The 18,953-nt window shown below is 56.1% G+C and carries 18 protein-coding genes; 14 read left to right on the top strand and 4 right to left on the bottom strand.

Going from position 1 to position 18,953, the window contains the following annotated elements:
• The 12 genes from AC0B60_RS19290 to AC0B60_RS19235 form a co-directional block, all read left to right on the top strand.
• On the top strand, positions 1-812 hold an 812-nt coding region (locus AC0B60_RS19290), incomplete at its 5' end, for a type VI secretion system Vgr family protein (RefSeq protein WP_465087512.1).
• On the top strand, positions 812-1,678 hold the full coding sequence (locus AC0B60_RS19285; RefSeq protein ID WP_465087511.1) for a DUF4123 domain-containing protein: 867 nt from the start codon (positions 812-814) through the stop codon (positions 1,676-1,678). The genes AC0B60_RS19290 and AC0B60_RS19285, both read left to right, overlap by 1 nt.
• Complete coding sequence (locus tag AC0B60_RS19280) at positions 1,671-4,535, top strand: toxin VasX (RefSeq protein ID WP_465087510.1); 2,865 nt, start codon at positions 1,671-1,673, stop codon at positions 4,533-4,535. Before AC0B60_RS19285 ends, AC0B60_RS19280 begins: the two co-directional genes overlap by 8 nt.
• A complete protein-coding gene (locus tag AC0B60_RS19275) occupies positions 4,510-5,385 on the top strand; it encodes a hypothetical protein (RefSeq protein ID WP_465087509.1) in 876 nt (291 codons plus the stop codon). The genes AC0B60_RS19280 and AC0B60_RS19275 overlap by 26 nt, the downstream gene beginning before the upstream one ends.
• Before the next feature lie 278 nt (positions 5,386-5,663).
• Positions 5,664-6,110 carry a DUF4124 domain-containing protein gene (locus AC0B60_RS19270; RefSeq protein ID WP_465087508.1) on the top strand — a complete coding sequence of 149 codons (447 nt, stop codon included), beginning with the start codon at positions 5,664-5,666 and terminating at the stop codon, positions 6,108-6,110.
• On the top strand, positions 6,098-6,946 hold the full coding sequence (locus AC0B60_RS19265) for a DNA ligase (RefSeq protein ID WP_465087507.1): 849 nt from the start codon (positions 6,098-6,100) through the stop codon (positions 6,944-6,946). The genes AC0B60_RS19270 and AC0B60_RS19265 overlap by 13 nt, the downstream gene beginning before the upstream one ends.
• A gap of 204 nt (positions 6,947-7,150) precedes the next feature.
• On the top strand, positions 7,151-7,474 hold the full coding sequence (locus AC0B60_RS19260) for an ElaB/YgaM/YqjD family protein (RefSeq protein ID WP_465087506.1): 324 nt from the start codon (positions 7,151-7,153) through the stop codon (positions 7,472-7,474).
• 2 nt (positions 7,475-7,476) lie between these two features.
• Complete coding sequence (locus tag AC0B60_RS19255) at positions 7,477-7,977, top strand: hypothetical protein (RefSeq protein WP_465087505.1); 501 nt, start codon at positions 7,477-7,479, stop codon at positions 7,975-7,977.
• A 71-nt stretch (positions 7,978-8,048) separates the two neighbouring features.
• On the top strand, positions 8,049-9,368 hold the full coding sequence (locus AC0B60_RS19250; RefSeq protein WP_465087504.1) for a glycerophosphodiester phosphodiesterase family protein: 1,320 nt from the start codon (positions 8,049-8,051) through the stop codon (positions 9,366-9,368).
• Positions 9,369-9,471: 103 nt separating this feature from the next.
• Positions 9,472-10,380 carry an esterase/lipase family protein gene (locus AC0B60_RS19245; protein WP_465087503.1) on the top strand — a complete coding sequence of 303 codons (909 nt, stop codon included), beginning with the start codon at positions 9,472-9,474 and terminating at the stop codon, positions 10,378-10,380.
• Positions 10,377-10,664 carry a hypothetical protein gene (locus AC0B60_RS19240; RefSeq protein WP_465087502.1) on the top strand — a complete coding sequence of 96 codons (288 nt, stop codon included), beginning with the start codon at positions 10,377-10,379 and terminating at the stop codon, positions 10,662-10,664. Before AC0B60_RS19245 ends, AC0B60_RS19240 begins: the two co-directional genes overlap by 4 nt.
• A 150-nt stretch (positions 10,665-10,814) precedes the next feature.
• The gene (locus AC0B60_RS19235) at positions 10,815-11,393 is read left to right on the top strand and encodes a porin family protein (RefSeq protein WP_465087501.1); all 579 of its coding nucleotides are present in this window, start codon (positions 10,815-10,817) and stop codon (positions 11,391-11,393) included.
• 68 nt (positions 11,394-11,461) lie between these two features.
• Here the strand turns inward: AC0B60_RS19235 and cysK are convergent, their stop codons facing one another.
• Both cysK and AC0B60_RS19225 read right to left on the bottom strand, forming a co-directional pair.
• Positions 11,462-12,433 carry a cysteine synthase A gene (gene cysK, locus AC0B60_RS19230; protein ID WP_465087500.1) on the bottom strand — a complete coding sequence of 324 codons (972 nt, stop codon included), beginning with the start codon at positions 12,431-12,433 and terminating at the stop codon, positions 11,462-11,464.
• Positions 12,434-12,505: 72 nt separating this feature from the next.
• Positions 12,506-15,427, bottom strand: a complete 2,922-nt coding sequence (locus AC0B60_RS19225) for a transporter substrate-binding domain-containing diguanylate cyclase (protein WP_465087499.1) — start codon at positions 15,425-15,427, stop codon at positions 12,506-12,508.
• A gap of 144 nt (positions 15,428-15,571) precedes the next feature.
• On the opposite strand from AC0B60_RS19225, the gene AC0B60_RS19220 reads away from it, so the two are divergent.
• The gene (locus AC0B60_RS19220; RefSeq protein ID WP_465087498.1) at positions 15,572-16,297 is read left to right on the top strand and encodes a polyamine aminopropyltransferase; all 726 of its coding nucleotides are present in this window, start codon (positions 15,572-15,574) and stop codon (positions 16,295-16,297) included.
• Here the strand turns inward: AC0B60_RS19220 and AC0B60_RS19215 are convergent.
• A complete protein-coding gene (locus AC0B60_RS19215) occupies positions 16,290-16,730 on the bottom strand; it encodes a methylglyoxal synthase (RefSeq protein WP_465087497.1) in 441 nt (146 codons plus the stop codon). The genes AC0B60_RS19220 and AC0B60_RS19215 overlap by 8 nt on opposite strands.
• Before the next feature lie 90 nt (positions 16,731-16,820).
• Between AC0B60_RS19215 and AC0B60_RS19210 the strand changes: the two genes are divergently transcribed.
• Entirely contained in the window at positions 16,821-17,609 is a 789-nt protein-coding gene (locus AC0B60_RS19210; protein ID WP_465087496.1) for an ATP-binding protein, read from the top strand.
• 8 nt (positions 17,610-17,617) lie between these two features.
• Here AC0B60_RS19210 and AC0B60_RS19205 read toward each other — a convergent pair whose 3' ends face one another.
• On the bottom strand, positions 17,618-18,928 hold the full coding sequence (locus tag AC0B60_RS19205; RefSeq protein WP_465087495.1) for a DUF3422 family protein: 1,311 nt from the start codon (positions 18,926-18,928) through the stop codon (positions 17,618-17,620).
• Between the last annotated feature and the right edge of the window lie 25 nt (positions 18,929-18,953).

Genomic DNA, 18,953 nt, shown 5'->3' with positions numbered 1-18,953 from the left:
ATGGCTTCATGGCCCTGCCAAGAATCGGCAACGAAGTCATCGTCAGCTTCCTGGACGGCGACCCGGACCAGCCGATCATTACTGGAAGAACCTACCACGCCACCAACACCCCGCCGTACGCGCTGCCTGAGCACAAGACACGCACCACACTAAAAACCCAGACTCACAAGGGTGAGGGCAGCAACGAACTGCGATTCGAGGACGAAGCGGACAAGCAACAGATCTACGTTCACGCCCAGAAAGACCTGGACTTGCTGACCGAGAACAACCGCACTGAAGTCATCAAAAACGACAGCCACCGAACGGTGGAGAACAACGACTTCCGCCATACCAAGGGCAACGACCACGCCACGGTGGATGGGGAAAAGCGGGAACAAACCGGCAAGGACCACAGCTTCAACGTCACCGGCACCCTGCACCTCAAAGCCGGCACCGCCTGGCTCAGCGACTCCGGCACCGAGCTGCACATCAAGGCCGGTCAGAAAGCCGTGATCGAAGCCGGTGCGGAAATCACCCTCAAGGCCGGCGGTAGCTTCGTGAAGATCGATCCCAGTGGCGTTGCCATGGGCGGTGCTGCCATCAAGCTTAATGCCGGTGGATCGCCGGGTAAGGGCAGTGGGCAGATGGTTCAGGTGCCGGAAATGCCGGGGTTGGTTGAGAAAAATGGTGGGGCTGTTGCGCCTCAAGACCTGCCGGAGATGGCCCAAAGGCCGATGGCCAAGCCAGACCAGATACGCGCCATCAAGAATGCCGCGAATCAGGGTAAGGGTATCTGCCAGGTTTGCTCGCCAGAATCACAAGGGGCGGTCTGATGGATAAGCTGACTGAATTTCCCGACAAGGGCAGAACGTTCATTCTTGTCGATGGTGCAAAAGTGAATGATTTGTCCCAGATTATTTATCGTGAACTAGAAACACCTCATTGCGATGCGCTCTACAGGGAAACTGAGCTTGCTGACCTATTGGAAATTTCACCGTGGCTGGTTGAAACGGGAATAGACAGCTCTCTGGCGCTTAGATGTTTCGAAGAATGGAAGTCTCAGGGTGTAGCGATCGCAATGCAGTCTGACTGCAATTTTGAAGGGGTCATGGACCATTTTCGTGGATTGCTTATGGCCAGGTTGGTGATGGGGGATGACGTTGTTTTCCGATTCTATGATCCTGAAATCGCTCGGCATCTGTTGAAGATGGATTCATCAGGTGAAGATGTGAGGCGATTGATGGGGCCTTGTAGCCTGTTTGCCATTCAGGATCGTCGCACGGGTGAGTGGGAGTTCTTTCACAATGACCAACCCAATAGTGAGCAACAGGCTGAGATGTTCAGCATTCGTGAGGAACACCAGGTTGCGATGGAGAGAGCGGCGGAAGAGACGGCCCTCAGGAAGCTCGAGCTTCACGTTGCAAACTACTTTCCCCATTTGCTTCAAAAAACGAATGCAGATGGGCAGGATTGGGGGGCAGTCTCTGCGCTAGTCGACGGAGCAAAAGCGCGGGGATTGTACAGTACCCGCGATATCGCCCTGTATATCAATACAATCGGCTGGCTTGGGCACCATGCATTCGAAGGCAATGAAGTACAGACTCTGTGGAAAAAGAATTCCGCAGCGCCAGGCAGAGCCATAGCGCGAATTGCAGAATTCGCCGAGAAAAAGTCAACGGAGGGACTGGTCCATGGGTAGCGCTAACAGCTCAGCGTTTTTACAGGGTGGAGATGACATCGATTCATCGGCACAGATGTGCCCGCTCCAGCTAAAAACCGTCGCATTGTACCCGGCTCGTTGGGCGATCAGTCAGGAAGAGGTTGCCTTGCCCCCTAACTTCCGCCCACCGTCCGTGGCGCTTGGAACCACTCATTACTGTGTTCGAAAACTGACACCCGGTTGGGTCTACATGTTCTCCGAAGTTTTCGGAACGCTGCATGAATACCGGGTCAATGAGCAGGGCCTGATAACCGAAGTACAGCCCGGTGTGAACTCTGTACTGCTTCCAGACGTCGATGCTGAAAGTGCTTTGCCCGCTATACATCACCCGGCCGAAGGAAAGGTGCTTCTGAAATTCGTGCAGCATCGATGGACTGTGCGTTTGCAGGAACTTGTACGAACAGATGCACAGGTTCGTGACGAGCATATGCAGTCGTTCGACTTGAGCGGGCTTCTGGAAAAGCGTGAAGGCGCAAATATCAGTGAAACAGAAGCTATAAATGGAGTGGTTGAAGATTTTCGGCCAGAGCCAATGGATTTCGAGTGGAGCCTGACGGATTTCGCACAAGGAATCAGTGAGTCGGATTTGCAGGGGCAGTGCAAGAAAGAAACTGAGTTTTCATACTGCGTTGCGCTTGACGACGAAATCGGTATCACCTCCGAGCTGGGCCAACTGCATGCCCTTCATGTAAACCTGATTACGAATCACGCGGAGGAGAACGCATACGCCTACACCACCTCCCAGATGGTGGATGCGCTCATTGCCCGTGAAGCCAGCAAGAAGGAATCTGAAGACGACCGGCAAGAAGTGACCGAGGAACTGAAAGAACGAATTCGTTCCGCCGACAAGGAAGCGTTTGTTGAAAGCTACCACAAACAGATTGAAGAATATGATCAGGCCCGGACATCGGTATTCGATGACTGGAAGCAGTGGGTTGACTCCGACCAGTTGGCCAGAAAACTGGAGTTCAACGACTGCTACTGTGCGGAAGGGTTCGAGGCGGTTGAGCAAGAACTGGCAGATATACTGGATGGCTATGTTGGTGCGGAAAAGGGCAAGGACGACGCCGAACAATGGCTGGAAGCGGACGAAGGCGAAGGCGGCACTGTCGGTAACATGCTAAACACCGTGTTGTTCCTGGCATCGGCCGCAAACGGTATTACCCAGAAACTCAAAGACCTCCCCGGCTTTGACTATGGCAGTCTGAAGATCGTGGACAGTATCTTCGACATGCCGGCACATGTGCGAGTGAGCACTGCCACCGATACTCTGATGCTGGAGTTTGCAGCCCCCGCCGCAAAGATCGGGACCTGGGCAAAAGACCCCCAGACTTGGCCGCAGTGGAAAAAATGGACCAAGGCCGTCCAGAAACGCTATGGCATTGATGTCCACCGACAGGGAATAACTCTGGATACCGCGACGGATCTGCTCACGGCGGTCCACCGCAACTCACTGGAAGCCGCTGGCCATAACCTGTCTGAACTTACAATGACGCCGCTGGCTGCCGGCATGGCGGATGTAAGGCTCAGGAACTACCTGAACAGAACCTTGATCGATGTGTTCCATCTTACCCCAGACTTTAAAGACAATCCCTTTGGCTGGCTCCATACCCGCCTGGATCCGGTGGTTGAGAACATTAAACAGAACCGGGTCAAGTTTATCGGAGCCGTGACCTTCTTCCATGCGATTAATGTGGCAAGCCTGTTCTCCGGCCTGGATAGGACCCAGCAGGATGTGATGCTGGGCGACCGGTCCATCCTTGACCGGTGGGGGTACTTTGCATCTGGCTTTTGGAGCATCGGTGAAGGTGTGGTTAACCTAAGTGGCTTACTGATTAAAGAGGAATATGCCAAAGCTTTGAAGGCTAGTGTGTCGGCCGCCGGACCTAGGGTGTCGGTGGTTTTTGATGGATTGAGGTTTGTTGGTAGAGTCTCAGAAATCACAGCGAATCTTGCGAGAATCACGGTGAAGGCCCTCCCCTACGTCGGAGTTTTGCTGTCGATAGGTCTGGAAATGCACAGGGGCTACAAGGCCTTGGATACGGGCCATCACATGATGGTCGTCCTGTCAGGGGTCCAGATCGGGCTGAGCATCGGTATTACTTACCTGGCGTCCTTGGCGGTAGCGGGTGCCATTACCGGGGCGGGTATGGCCGTTGTGCTTGTGGTGGGTGCGATTCTGATAGCAGTATCCTTCGTCATTAGCATGGTACAGCTATACATTGCCCGGTCCCGGGTTGAGGATTTCCTGTCATTGTCATTCTGGGGTAACGCGCCTACGCTGCGCTATTGGGATGAACAGTCCAGGCCATCCAGCGCGGAACTGCTGGAGGAAAGCCGAGCGATTGTTTCGCAGGATGGGGGAATCGAAGTCAGGCGTTACTTCGAAGCAGAACTGGACGCGTTTTACTACATGCTGTTCTCTCCCATTGTGCGGGTAACCGAGCACATTGGCCGGCATTGGGACATAAACCGGGGGGAGCATCAGATCATGTCGGAGATGACTTCCTTCGTGGTGTATTTCCCAGGTTTTATTGATGGGACTTGTGCGGTTTCCATCAAGCTGTTTGAGGCGAACAGAAACTGGTTCTCTGCTGCTGATTCGAACGATATCACCGATGTGTTTAATAGCAGGAGGAAGATCGACCCCTCTCCCCAAGGGCTGATGTACGGGTTTGCCCATTACAACCACGATAAGTGGGAACAGCTTGAACTGCTGGTTGAGTACGAAAAGGACGGCCGCAAAGTCACGGGTGAAAACGGGCTTCGTTTCATTCTGGACGGTAACGATGTAGAGGAACTGGGTGTCGATGAAAGACTCGCCTTTGAAGTGTGATTTTCCGGAAACGGATCTGGAGCAACAGCTGGAAAAGAAGTTGTACCGTACCCATGGTGCGCGTCTTGCCAGCCCACCGCCCCGGAAGGTAGCAGGGATTTCCGGCTCCTCTGATAGGATGGAGCACAGTTTTGCCTACATCGGAGAAAGGTTCATGGACACTCGAACCGCGTTCTTGTCTCTTCGTTCGGGCCTTCCGGCCATAATAAATCTGTTCATGATTGTTGTGCTTTTATTGGGTTGGGTTATTAGTCTGTTCTATTCAAAAGCCTTGCTGGCGGTATTGGTCGTTTTCGCCCCGGCCTGGGTGGCCGTCTACCTGTTCGAAATTTTCTTCCCACTCACGCTGCCGGTCCGGATTGACCGAAAGGGGGGGGTCGTCTATGTCGGGCACCGGGGCACTTTCTACCGGATTCCCTGGGACGAGCTGGAGGTGACTTTTTCCTACAACTGGCAGTATCTGGGCTCTGGCGTTGTGTGGGAGCGGCAATACTACGCCCACCTGTTCATGAGGGATAAGCATTATTTTTGTGGAAAGCCTCCCAAGATGCCCTTGCAGCGTAAGAAAATTTCTTCTGGGTTCAACGAGGAGAATATGTATCGGAAATGGAATTTTATTGTCAGATATTATAACGAAGGGGCTCTAGAAGAGGATCTCGATAATCTCGCTTGGGTTAATTATGATTCCTTTAAAAACGACCTAAAGAAAAAATCAATAGGCGCCTCAATTATTGAGTTTATAGGGGTTGTTTTTTTTATCCCGAGTATTATTTGGTGGAGGTTTACCCCGTTCAAGTATAAGTGGCCGAGGGAAATTGAGGCTATTTTTGGTAAGGCTGATTATTACTGATTCTGGGTCGAGAATTTCCTGTCACTACACTCTACCCCATTTAAGTACTGATCAAGCATGTGAAGGGTGGCCGGAAAGTCACGGGTGAAAACGGGCTCCGTATCATTCTGGACGGTAACGATGTGGAGGAACTGGGTGTCGATGAAAGACTCGCCTTCGATCTGTAATGCTCAAGAAATTAGAGCACTTAAAGAAACTATATCGCAACGATTACGATCAGCTCGGCAGATATCGTACTTGTAAAGCGTAACCGTAGTCCCGTATACGGAGATTAAAAAATGAAGAAAGGACTCCTAATCCTCCTCTGCCTACTAATCACCCCGATCACCCAAGCCGGCACCTACCGCTGGGTGGATGAAAACGGTCAGACCCACTTCGGTGACCGTCCGCCCGCGAACGCAGCCTCTGATGAGGTCAAACTGAAAGCACCAGCACCGTCTTCGGATGCCGCCGCCCGTGCGCGCAAACAGCGGATGAACGAATTCCTGGAGCAATCCGAGCAGGAGCGGGCTGAGCGCAATGAGGCGAATGCCAAGCAAGAGGCCAAAGCGGCGAAGCATGAGGCCCTGTGTGAGTCATTGCGGGCGCGGTTGAAGCACCTAAAGAGTGTTTCAGGTATGTACCGGCTGAACAAGGACGGCGAGCGTGTGTTTGTCGACGATGAAGAAAATGAGCGTATCCGTCAGGAGTTTCGGGCTAAGGTAAAGAGTGAATGCGGCGCCTGATTCCGTTCTGGTTTGCTTTCGCCCTCTTTACCGCATTCAACGCCCATGCAGAATCACCAGAACTGGCGTTGGCCGGTGTGTACGAGGAAGGTGTTGCCCTCGAGGATTACTGGGTCAGCGAGAAGCTGGATGGCGTGCGGGCCTATTGGGACGGTGAGCAGTTCTGGTCCCGGGGTGGCAACGAGTATCGGGCGCCTGACTGGTTTACCGAGGGCTTTCCCGATATGCCCATGGACGGCGAACTCTGGATGGGGCGGGGCCGGTTTGCGGAACTGTCCGGGGCGGTTCGCCGGCTGGAACCGATAGACCAGAGCTGGCGCCAGATTCGGTTTATGGTGTTTGACCTTCCGGCGCTCAATCAACCGTTTTCCGAACGTATCCAGGCAATGGAGGGGGTGTTGCAACCATCACCGTCTCCATTTCTGGCAATAGTGGCACAACGCAAGGCCATGGATCATGAGCGTTTGATGTCGGCGCTGGATAAGGTGGTGTCCGAGGGCGGCGAGGGTTTGATGCTGCGTCGTGGCAGCAGTCTTCATTCAACTGGCCGTTCAGATGATTTGTTGAAGGTGAAGCGATACGACGATGCCGAGGCGATTGTGGTGGCGCATCTTGCCGGTAGCGGGAAATATGAAGGCATGCTCGGGTCGGTACGAGTGAGACGAGGTGACGGGCGGCAGTTCCGCATCGGCACCGGGTTCAGTGAGGAGCAACGAGAAAGTCCTCCACCGATTGGCGCAACCATTACCTATAAATACTACGGTTTCACGTCGACGGGCCTTCCGCGGTTTGCCAGTTTTCTGCGGGTTCGCAATGACGAACCCACGTCGCCGTGAGTCAGCGTCGGTGAATTACGATGTCTTCACGTGTAGCCTCGAACCGTATGCTACAGTAAATCTAGCCGTGGTCGTTTTACCTCTTGCCATGGTTGCTGAATAGCCGCATTGCAGGGATCGTTCTTCAAGCGGTGTTCAGTGAACAGAGTGTATCGTTACCGAAAGCCGAAATAGCAGTATTACTTACTGATAAGGAGGCAACAAATGGAAGCGAAATCCAGTCAAAACGATTATGAGCAGGTCAGGCAAGACCTGCAGCAACTTCGTGAAGACCTTGCAAAACTCACCAAATCTGTTGCTGATGGGCAAAAGAGCAATATCAGCAGCCTTCGTGATGAAATCCGCCGAGAAAGCCGCGAGGCTTTTGATCAGGTAAGGCATCGCGGAGATGAAGCCTTCAACCGTGCCCGGGATGCAAGCAGTAAGGCGGTGCACGATGTTGAGCACAAAATTGAGGAGCGGCCGTTCCTGAGTGTTGTGCTCATGTTCCTGGCAGGCTTATTGGTTGGTCGGTTGCTGGACCGCTGATCATGCCCGATTCAGCCTGGATACAGGGCGTCTTGCGCAAGGCAGTCGCGGCCATCATTGGATTTATGTTGGCCTTTGTGCTGCTGGTTGCCCTGTTGATTACCGGCTTTTACATGCTCGTCAATGCCGCCACGCTGGCGTTGTCACCCGTGATGGGTGAAGCCGGTGCCATGGCGGTGACGGGCGTGTCTTGCCTGTTGCTGCTGGCGTTGTTCTTCTACCGGATGACCCGGCCGGCTGCCTCCAAACCGTCTGCCAATGAGAGCGAAGGGTCGTCATCGGCCTCTCCGCTTGATGCCATTAGGGACCTTGTCCGTAACAACCCGTTGGAGGCAGCATTCGCGGCGTTCACGCTCGGTGTGGTGGAGCAAGGCGACCCTCGCCTGAAGTCTCTGCTGTTGCAGGGGGGCATGGTCCTGATGAAGGAAGCGGAAGCCGAGCAGGCCAGAGACAAAGATAAAACGGACTCACGGGAAAGTGGCACGGACGCGCCAGTCACATGATCGTCACCTGAGCGTAACCCCCCGCGCCGACAATAGCCGTGCAGTACCATTCATTGCACAGGGAGATTGTTATGAAGTTACGCACGTTACTGGTTATGGCATTACTGATGCCTTTATTCTCCATTGCCAATGCGGCACCGGATTGGCATGGAGAAGGTGAGCACTGGACACCGCCAGGTCTTGAAAAATGGCACGATAAGTGGCCGGACCTGAAGGACAGATTTCACCGCGGCAAACGCGAGGTCCATCTGGGCCCGCGTCCCTTCTGGCTGGTTGAAGACATGGATGAGGGGCGCCTGAAAGACAGGCTGCAGTCCTGCCGCGCCGACAAAATCCGGCCCACGGATTTCTCCATTGGTCATCGTGGCGCGCCTTTGCAGTTCCCGGAGCACACGCTTGAGTCCTATGTTGCGGCGGCCCGGATGGGTGCAGGCATTGTGGAGTGCGATGTGGCGTTTACCAAGGATCGGGAGCTAGTCTGCCGTCACGCCCAGAACGACCTCCATACCACCACCAACATCGTGACGATTCCGGAACTCAACGCCAAGTGTACACAGCCGTTTGTCCCGGCGGACCCGGAAAGCGGCACCGAGGCGCAGGCAGAATGCCGTACCAGCGATATCACGCTGGAGGAATTCAAGTCACTGGAAGGCAAGATGGACGCCTTCAATCCCATGGCAACCACGCCGGAGGAGTATCTGGAAGGAACTGCTGACTGGCGCACGGAGCTTTACAGCAGTCGCGGCACCCTGTTGACCCATAAAGAGAGCATCGAACTGTTTAAACGTCTGGGTGTGAAGTTCACGCCGGAGCTGAAAACGCCGGTAGTGGAGATGCCGTACGAGGGCGATTACAGCCAGGAAGATTACGCCCGCCAGATGATCCAGGACTACGTTGAAGCGGGCGTGAACCCGAAGGATGTCTGGCCGCAGTCGTTCCTGCTGGATGATGTGCTGTTCTGGGTCAACGAAACGCCCCGGTTTGGCCGGCAGGCGGTATTCTTGGATCAGGAGCCGCTGACACCGGAGAATTCCTCCCTGGCGTGGATGGAAAGCCTGTCGGCGCAAGGCGTGAATATCCTGGCCCCCGCACTGTGGAAGATGTTGACCCTCGATGGCCACCAGCAGATCGTGCCGTCGGAATACGCTGAAAACGCCAGAGCAGCCGGGCTGGATATGATCGCCTGGACGGTCGAGCGTAGTGGTCCGTTGGCTAATGGCGGTGGTTGGTATCACCAGACCATCACCGACGCCGTCAATAACGACGGCGACGTGTTCAACGTGATTGATGTGCTGGCCCGGGATGTCGGGGTGATTGGTATTTTCTCGGATTGGCCAGCAACCACCACCTTCTACGCCAATTGCATGGGGTTTGCCGGCCGGGGCCACTGAAAGGCAGTTGCCCCGACGCCGTAAATTGGTGAAAATTCAGCCAATCGTTAGCGCCGCTATCGGAGTAGACTGGTGATAACTCATCAAACGGTAGCGGTTGTGCATGGATACAGACACCAGCCCGGTGTGGCAAAGACACGCCTCGGCCATCCTCAGCGGGTTCCTTGGGGACTGGCTTGAGGCGCGAAACAACCCTTTGGCGGTGCCCATGGAGTTCTTCCACGGGCGCTCGCCCATTGACTTGTCGGCACCCGCAGTGGAGTCGCCCGGTTCGACACTGTGCTTGTCCATACATGGTTTGATGGAACTGGAGACGGTTTGGGATCTTCCGGGGCAAGCCGATACTCATTACGGGTCCTTGCTGGCGGACGAAGGGCGTTCCATCACACCCCTTACCCTTCGCTACAACACGGGTCGACCGATCTACCGCAACGGTGAAGATCTTGCCGAGCTTCTGGAAACCCTCGTCCACCATTGGCCGGTGCCTGTTGAGCGGATTATCCTGATGGGCCACAGCATGGGCGGATTACTGATCCGTAGTGCCTGTCATCATGGCCAGCACCTTGCTCATCACTGGGTCGAACAGCTCGCCGATTGCGTATACATTGGTTCTCCACATGATGGTTCCTGGCTGGCGAAAGGCGCGAAGGCCACGGCCGACCTTATGAGTCAGGCGCCACGGGATTACCTGCGCGTGGTGGGCGAAGTGATTGATCTGCGCAGTGAGGGGATTCGCAACCTGTCCCGAGGGGAGGTTGTTAACGAGAGTGGCCGCGAGCCACCTTTGCTCCCGGGAGCAAGGCACTACGTCGTCTGCGGCCTGCTGGCGAGGTCTCGTCAGCACCCGGTCAACGCTCTGTTTGGAGATGCGCTGGTGCATGAATCCAGTGCTCGTGGCCACGAACGGAGGGGCTGGTCACTCAGTGGTGTCGCCAGCTTCCCTGGCGTTGACCATATCCGTCTGGCCCATCACCCGGATGTGGCCAGTCAACTGAAGGAGTGGTTGTTATGAGCGAACATAACCGCAACTGGTGGGCTGGTGTTGCCGATATGACAGCCAGTGGCCTGAATCACGGCGCTCTCAAGGTGGAGCGAATTCATCTGTCGATTGCGGATGAGACCTTCGATATTCTGCAAAGAGTTCCGATTGCCAGGCCCTGGAGTGAGGCTGTTCGCTCCGTTCACCACGGTATTTCCCGTCTTTCCTATCGCAGTGTTTCGCTGGCGGCTGCCAGTCTTGAAGCATCCATCAAATACGCGAATTCACCGAAAAATTGCGAAGCTGATATTGACTAACATGAAAATGAGGTGAACAGACTGTACTGCGCATTTAACCCATATCCCGCCAATTTATAGGTAGCCTGAGTTCAGGTAACCGGCATGACGCTTTACCGGTTAATCCAATAGGAAACCAATCATTTCCGAACTCAGAAGGATGGATGCGATATGAGCTATAAATCCGGTTTTGCCTATGTAACGGTTCTGGCCTCGGCCATGTTGGCTGCCCCGGTTGTGTCAGCCCAGGACAACACTGATCGCGATAGCTCAGGTGTTTACCTGAGCGGCAGTTATGGTGGCTACAAATCCCATGGCGGCGAGTTTGATGACAAAAATGATCTGTTTGGCCTGGGGTTGGGCTACCAGTTCAACCAGTTCTTCGCCCTGGAAGCCGAGTACATTGATTTCGGCAACTTTGGCGATGACGACGTTGATGGCAAGCTAAAAGGGATATCCCTCGGCTTGATGGGGCGGCTGCCATTGACGGATAGCTTTGGTGTCTATGCCAAAGCTGGCGCGTTTGCCTCGTCGTTTGATGTAGACGCGTTTGATGAGAGTGAGACCTACGATGATGTCAATCCGTTCGTTGGTGCCGGTGTTGATTTCCGGGTCACCGAGCAGTTGACCGCATTTGCGGAATACAACCGCTACAACGTTGATATCGACGAGGATAATTTTAACGGCCAGGTCAACAACGACGGGCCGGATTTCGATACCGGCCGTGTTGGTATGCGTTTCCAGTTCTAATAGAAACGCGTAATAGAACCCGGGGCGGGTTTGCCCCGGGTTCTTCGTGAGGTTCTTTTATTCCCTTCTTATTGAACGTTTTCCAGCTCGCCAAACTGCTCCGCGAAAAGCGCTGACGACAGGTAGCGCTCGGCGGAATCCGGCAGGACCACCACGATATTCTTGCCCTGGAATTCCGGCAGCTTGCTGATCCTCACTGCTGCCACAACCGCTGCACCACAGGAAATGCCACAGAGAATGCCTTCCTCTTGCATCAGCCGATGTGCCATGTCCATGGCTTCCTGATTGCTGACTTTTTCCGCCCGGTCCACCAGGTCCATGTCCAGGTTGCCCGGAATGAACCCGGCGCCAATGCCCTGAATCTTGTGGGGCGCTGGTGTCTGGTCCTGGCCGCTGCGGGCCTGGGTGATGATTGGCGAGTCTTCCGGCTCCACGGCAACGGTGGTGATGGCCTTGCCTTTGGTGTTGCGGATGTAACGGGTTACGCCGGTCAGGGTGCCGCCGGTACCAACACCGGATACAAAAACGTCGATGGCGCCGTCGGTATCGTTCCAGATTTCGGGGCCAGTGGTGTCTTCGTGGATACGGGGGTTGGCCGGGTTCTCAAACTGCTGTGGCATGAAGCAGTTGTCCGGGTCTTCAGCAACAATTTCCTCCGCCTTGGCAATGGCGCCTTTCATGCCCTTCGCTGGCTCCGTAAGCACCAGTTCCGCCCCCATGGCCTTCAGTACTTTGCGGCGTTCCAGGCTCATGGATGAGGGCATGGTCAGTTTCAGTTTGTAGCCCCTGGCGGCAGCCACGAAGGCGAGGGCAATGCCTGTGTTGCCACTGGTAGGCTCAACGATGGTCATACCGGGCTTGAGAGCGCCACGCTTTTCTGCATCCCAGATCATTGCAGAGCCAATTCGGCATTTTACGGAATAGGCCGGGTTGCGGCCTTCTATCTTGGCCCAGATCGTGGCCCCTTCATTGACCCGGTTGAGCTTGACCAGCGGGGTGTTGCCGATCGACAGGGAGTTGTCTTCGTAGATCTTAGCCATGGTGTCGTCTCCTTTGCGGTTTCCTTGTCGCAAAAGGATAGCATCAGCTTGCCCTGCCTGGCTGCCTGATCTTCAGTGGGGGGCGTCAGTGGTCAGGGCTTCCAGGCGGTTGCGGCCGTTTTGCTTGGCGAGATACAGCGCTTTGTCTGCCAGCCGAAGAAATTCCGCCGGCACCGTGTCCTTGCCCGGTGTGCCAGTGGCCAGGCCGATGCTCACGGTAAAGCGGATCTGCTCATCATCGCAGCAAGTGGTTAGCCCCGCCAGGCCCTCGCGGAATCCTTCCAGGCGTGACACCAGCTCATCACGGTCGCTGAAGCTGGTGAATATAACAAACTCCTCACCGCCGAACCGGGTAAGGCGGTCGGTGTCACGTCGAAAGTGGTTGCGCATGGTGTCCGCCAGCGCCACCAGACAATGGTCGCCTGCGTCGTGGCCGTAGGTGTCGTTGATTTCCTTGAAATGGTCTGCATCCACCATTGCAACAGCAAACCCGGCTCCATGCCGCTGACACCAATGGAAGCTCTTGTTGAACTCACGGTCGAAATAGCTGCGATTGCCGATCTGAGTCAGGTCGTCCGTTACGCTGAGATGCGCAAGGCGGTCATTGGCCGCAGCCAGTTCACGATTCAGGCGACCGAGTTTTCGGTTCCAGTAAAACAGCAACCCCAGGAGCACCACGGCACCCATGGTGATCTGGAACATCAGTGTGTAGTCGACGGTCTGTTCCAGTTTGAGGCCTGCCCATTGCTGTTCAATGGCTTTAAGCTCCGCTTCCGTCAGGCTGGACACCAACTTTTGCATGATGTTGAAGAGCTCGGGTTGATCATTTCGGGTGGCGACCCCCAAGGTCCAGTCTGCGGGAATTCGCCCGAGCACTTTCAGGTCCGCCAGGCCCAGCTCCTGCATGTTGTAACTGGCTGTGGACAAGGTGCCGAGATACCCCGCCAGCTTCCGCTCCTGAACCATGCGCAGTCCGATTTTTTCGCTGGGCACTTCCACCAGATTGAGGCTGGGATTGGTTGTTCTCAGCAGTTCCAGAAAAGCGTAGTCCTTCGCCACGCCGACCGGCTGGTTCTTGATGTCGTCCAGTGTATTGATGTAGGGGGCTTCCACTCGCCCCAGAAGCACGCTGGGAATCTGGATATAGGGTTTTGTGAAATTCAGGTATTCAAGCCTCTCCGGTGTTTCCATGGCCATGGAGAGCAGATCGCAGTGTCGATTTTTAACGGCTTTGATGGACTCGGACCAGCTATCGACGGGAAGAGGGGTGAACTTGATATCGGAGCGATCCGCAAACAGGGTGAAGACATCGGCGGAAATCCCGAGGTGTTTATCGTCTCCGCTGAGGCCCTCCAGTGGAAGCCAGTCAGGATCCACGCAGATGGTCAGTCTTCGGTTGCGATCGGCCAGCCAAGCCTGTTCGGCGTCGGAGAACGTTAACGGTCCGGTGACAGGCGGCCGGTCACGACGGACGGAGGCACCGAGCCAGCGATTCTCGATAGTGCGCATTTCCGTTGGGCTGATAGCACCCAGTGCGGCGTCCATTATAGAGGCGAGCGGCTCAAGAGCGGGACGTACACCAAAGCGCAGGTCTTCTCCCGGGATTCCATCAAGGGTCATTTCACCGGCAATATTCACTCCGGCAATGCGAAGCTCCCTCACCCAATAGTTACCGTTAGGCAGGGCTGCCAAGGCAACATCGACTGAGCCCCCTGCCAAAGCCTGGAACATGGCCAGCTGAGACGTGAAAGAGAACACATTATCGCCCAGCGCCTCACGAAGGGGCCCCTCGTAGTAGATGCCCGAGCCAATAGCGACTTTTAGTCCCTGCAAGTCTGTCGGTGAGTCGAATAGCAGGTTCTTATCCAGAGTGAAGGCGACGTTGGGAATGATGTGGTAGGGCCGGGTGAAACGAATGAACGCCTCACGCTCGTCGGTTTTTGAGATATTGGCCATGATATCGATATCACTATCCAAAAACCGGGGATACAGTTCCGACCATTGCCCCGGCACCGGTACGATTTGCAGGCCGGTCAGATCCGCTATCCGGTTCAGCACGTCGACTGACAATCCTTGCAGCGCATTGGCGTCATGAAAGCTGAAAGGCGCATAGTCACTCATAAAGCCTACCCGTATCGGGCCGACCTCGCTGATATAGCTCTGATGGGCATCACTAAGGGTAAAACCCGCCGATTCGGCAACACTGGCACCGCCGTATTCCTGCCAACGGTCGAACAGTTCCCGGATGCGCTCCTCTGGAATGGCTGCCACGCCGCGGCTGACCACGTTAAACAGCTCGTCGTTTTCTTTCAGAACGCCGAGCCGAAAGTCTTCTTTTGACCACTCACCCAACGGGGCGGGGCCTGCAATCTCCAAAAACCGGAAACCGGCCTGGTTAGCGTAGTAGTTCAGGGTCAGTTCCGGACCGATGATGCCGTCCACCCAACCGAAGGCCAGAGCCCGGATCAGGCCGGGAATGGAATCGTAGGTGACGAGTGGCACACCCGCCGTTTCAAGTGCATCGCGGAAATAGGCGTCACGCACAACGCCAACGCGGTGGTCGGTGAGGGATTCCAGGGAATCCATGTCTTTGAGCGGGTTAACCGGGTCATGCATCAGGTGCATCTGGCGAACGTGGTACGGGGCGGTAAACTGTATGGTCCTGGCCCGGTCCTCGTTGTAGGAGATGCCCTCGATAACGTCGAGTTCGCCGCGCCGGAATGCACCGAACACTTCCGGCCAGCTGCCCGCCCGAAACTCAACCTCCACACCCGACTGACGGACCACTTCGCGGACTATATCGATAGAAAAGCCGGAGGCAGTGCGGCCCGACATGGACGTGTACGGTTTGTTGTCGGCTACGATTCCAATGGAAACGGGTTCTTCTACAGTGGGCCAGGCAGGCATCGACAGGAGGGTGAGCGCCAGTACACCATAAATGCCAGCAAGCAGTGTGATCAGAGATGGCTTTTGCCAGGCAATTACAGCGCTCATCGGGTGATTCACAATTCTGTGGTGATTAGTAAATGAGTGTAGTCGTTGGCGGGTTGTTTGCCCAATAGCGAGGTAACTTGTGGTCTGCGATTGCCGGTGCGTGATGGTAGGATGTTGCGACATCAGTACGTTATGGGAACGACCATGGGCCTTTTGTTTGAACAGATCGACAGCCAACCTTCATCGTTGGGAGAGATCACGCTCCGCCGCCGTCGCATTCCGGCGTTGGGCAACCGTGATATCTACGAGGTGAAGCTGGGCGAAGAGTTTCTCATGTCCAGCATGTTTGTGGACGCGGAAGTAGCCCTGGCGGACCTGGGCCTGAATGCTGTCGAGGGCGAACAACTAAAGGTGGTGGTCGGCGGCCTCGGGCTCGGCTACACCGCGGAAGCGGCCCTCAAGCATGAGCGGGTGAGCGAGCTGCTGGTTGTGGACGCCCTGGACACGGTCATCCACTGGCACCAGCAGGAAAAGGTTCCGTTGGGTAAAGTGCTGAATGCCGACCCGCGTTGCCGCTATGTGCTGGGCAGTTTCTTTGATCTGGCGGTATCGGAATCCGGTTTTGATACCGAAGCGCCAGGCAAGCTATTTGACGCCATTCTGCTGGACATTGACCATTCCCCCAGAGCCCTCCTGAACGAGTCCAATGCCAGTTTCTACAACGCTGAGAGTTTAGGCAAAATGGCGGCTCACCTGCGCCCTGGCGGCGTTTTCGCCATGTGGTCCAACGACCCGCCGGACGAGCCGTTCATGGACGTGTTGGCAACACTGTTCACGGATGTGGACGCAAAGGTGGTGTCGTTCTACAACCCGTTCCAGAACCGTGAGTCCACCAACACGGTGTTCCTGGCCAGAAGGCCGCTCAGTTGACGGAGCGGCCGGTGTAGCTGGAGAAATCCGGCCTTTGCGGTTGGTGTTGATCATCCGTCATGTAGGCGGATGTCAGGATGAACTCGGCGGTGGCCCGGTTGCAGGCGACGGGGATGTTCCACAACGCGGCAATGCGTAGCAGGGCCTTGATGTCCGGGTCGTGGGGCTGGGGCTCCAGTGGGTCCCAGAAGAACACCAGCAGGTCAATTTCCCCTTCTGCGATCTTGGCGCCAATTTGCTGGTCGCCCCCGAGTGGGCCACTGAGCAGGCATTCGATGTCGTCCCGGCCCAGGTTTTCCTTGAGCAACCGGCCAGTGGTGCCGGAGGCGTAGAGTCGAAGAGAGGCAAAGCGGGTCTGGTTGTCGGCAACCCAGTCCACCAGTTCTCTCTTCTTGTTGTCGTGGGCGACCAGAGCGACGGATTTAACGGCCATTTGCGGTAAAGTCTCCTTTTTGGGGTAGTGTCCGGTAGTGGGCTCCAGTGTTTCATATTCGTGATAAACGCGGAACAGGAAATAGGTGTTATGTCGACAGATCACGCCATCAACTGGGCAGAAACGCCCGCCGCCGTGTGGCGCCGCCACCGTCAGGGTCTGAGGGCCATTCGGCGGCTCGACCCGGTGGGTTGGTCCGATCTGACCGGCATCGAGCGACAGCAGAAGGCCCTGGCCCGTAACACCGAGCGCTTCCTGGCCGGTGAACCCTCGAACAATTCGCTCCTCTGGGGCGCCCGGGGCACCGGCAAATCATCGCTGATCAAGGCACTGCTTAACCGGTATCGGGAGCAGGGGTTACGGATGATCGAGGTGGACAAGGACGATCTGGTGAACCTCCCGGAAATCGTCGACGACATCGCTGAATTGCCCTGGCGGTTCGTGATCTTCTGCGACGATCTTTCCTTTGAAGTCGGTGAGTCTGGCTATAAGGCGTTGAAGAGTGTTTTGGAGGGGTCGCTGGAGTTGCCGCCTGAGAATGTGAGGGTGTACGCCACCTCCAATCGCCGCCACCTGATGCCGGAATTCATGGACGATAACCTGAAAAGTGAAATGCGCGGGGGCGAACTCCATCCGGCCGAGGCCATCGAGGAGCAGATATCCCTTGCGGACCGGTTTGGGCTGCAGTTGTCGTTTTACGGCTTTCCGCAGGATGTATACCTGCAGGCCATTGATGCTCTGTTTCCGCAAGTGGATGACCGTGAGGCGCTGCATCTTGAGGCCATTCGGTTTGCCACCAGTCGGGGGGCTCGTAATGGCCGCACGGCGCAGCAGTTCTACCGCCAGTTTGCCGGCGACCCGGATGCCTTTGGTAAGTAGGCTGCTGGTTACTGTCGCCGTGCCAGCCTGATAAACCGGTGGTGGATCATGCGCACGCCGATGAACACCAGGGTCAGCACCACCGGTATGGCAATGCCCAGCACCAGCGAGGTGTTGACGTCGAACCCGGCGTCATCGGCGGACTCCAGCGCCAGTTTCAGCAGGGCCAACAAGTAGTAGCTGATGACCACCACGGAAAACCCTTCCACCGTATGCTGCATCATCAACTGGATTTTTGAACGCCGGTCCATGGAGCTCAACAACTGCTGGTTCTGACTCTGGATCGCCAGTTCCACCCGCGTACGCACCATGTCAGAGGCCCGGTCAACTCTGCGCGACAGGTCCTCCAGGCGTTCCTTCACCGATTCGCAGGTTTCCACGGCCGGTGTCAGTCGTCGGGTCATGAATTCGGTGATGGTGAGGTGGCCCGACAGCTCATCTTCCCGCAGCTCCTCCAGGCGGGTCAGCACCAGCTGGTGATAGGCCCGCGTCGCGGAGAAGCGAAAGGTGGCGTGGGCGCGAAAGGCTTCGATGCGGGCCGCGATGTTGGTCAGGTCCGCGAGTACCTCACGTTCGTCGATGTCCTGGTTGTCCGCCAGGGACTGGGTAATCACCGCCAGCTGTTGGTCCATGTCGTTCAGCGAAGGTGTCATCTCCCGTGCCAGTGGCAGCGCCAGCAAGGACATCAGGCGATAGGTCTCGATCTCCATCAGGCGTTGTGTCAGGCGGCCAAGCTGGCTGTCGGACATGTCCCGGTTGAGGACCATAAAGCGGCCAAATCCATCGCTATGGAGCCTGAAGGTGCCCCACACCCGGGCCTTCCCTTCCCAAGGGCTGCTGCCCACCAGTCGTTCTCCCTCGAACCAGTGGCGGATGTGCGCCAGGTCGGTTTCCGGGCCGCTCGAGGCTTGCTGCAGGTCAATATGAAAGGCCGCCACCACGGTACCGGTGAGTTTCTCGAGCCAGCCTTTGGGCAGCGACGAGATACCGGTGTTCTGGAAGGGTTGATGGTCATTCCCGATGCCCAGATTGATAAACGTGTAGGAGGCAAACTCCATGTGCATCTCACGCCGGATCCGCAGGGAGCCGAAGGTGGCCTCATAGCAGCTGACGTCCTCCAGGGGCTCGGGTTGCCCCAGCATTATATGCAGGTCCTGCCAGTGACGGAACTGGGAGGCTCTTTGCTCCGGGGTGGTTATCAGCGCAATGTGGGTAACCTGGGCCGGGCATGGCAGCACGTGGAACGGCCGGGAATGGAGTTCGTTGTAGAGCTCTGCCCGGAGAGGGTGCAGGTCCAGCTGTTTGAGCGGCGGGTTCAAGGCTTGGTCCTTTGACGGCGATTGA

This window comes from Marinobacter sp. V34 (assembly GCF_055524115.1).
This window is presented reverse-complemented; position numbering and strand designations above follow the sequence as displayed.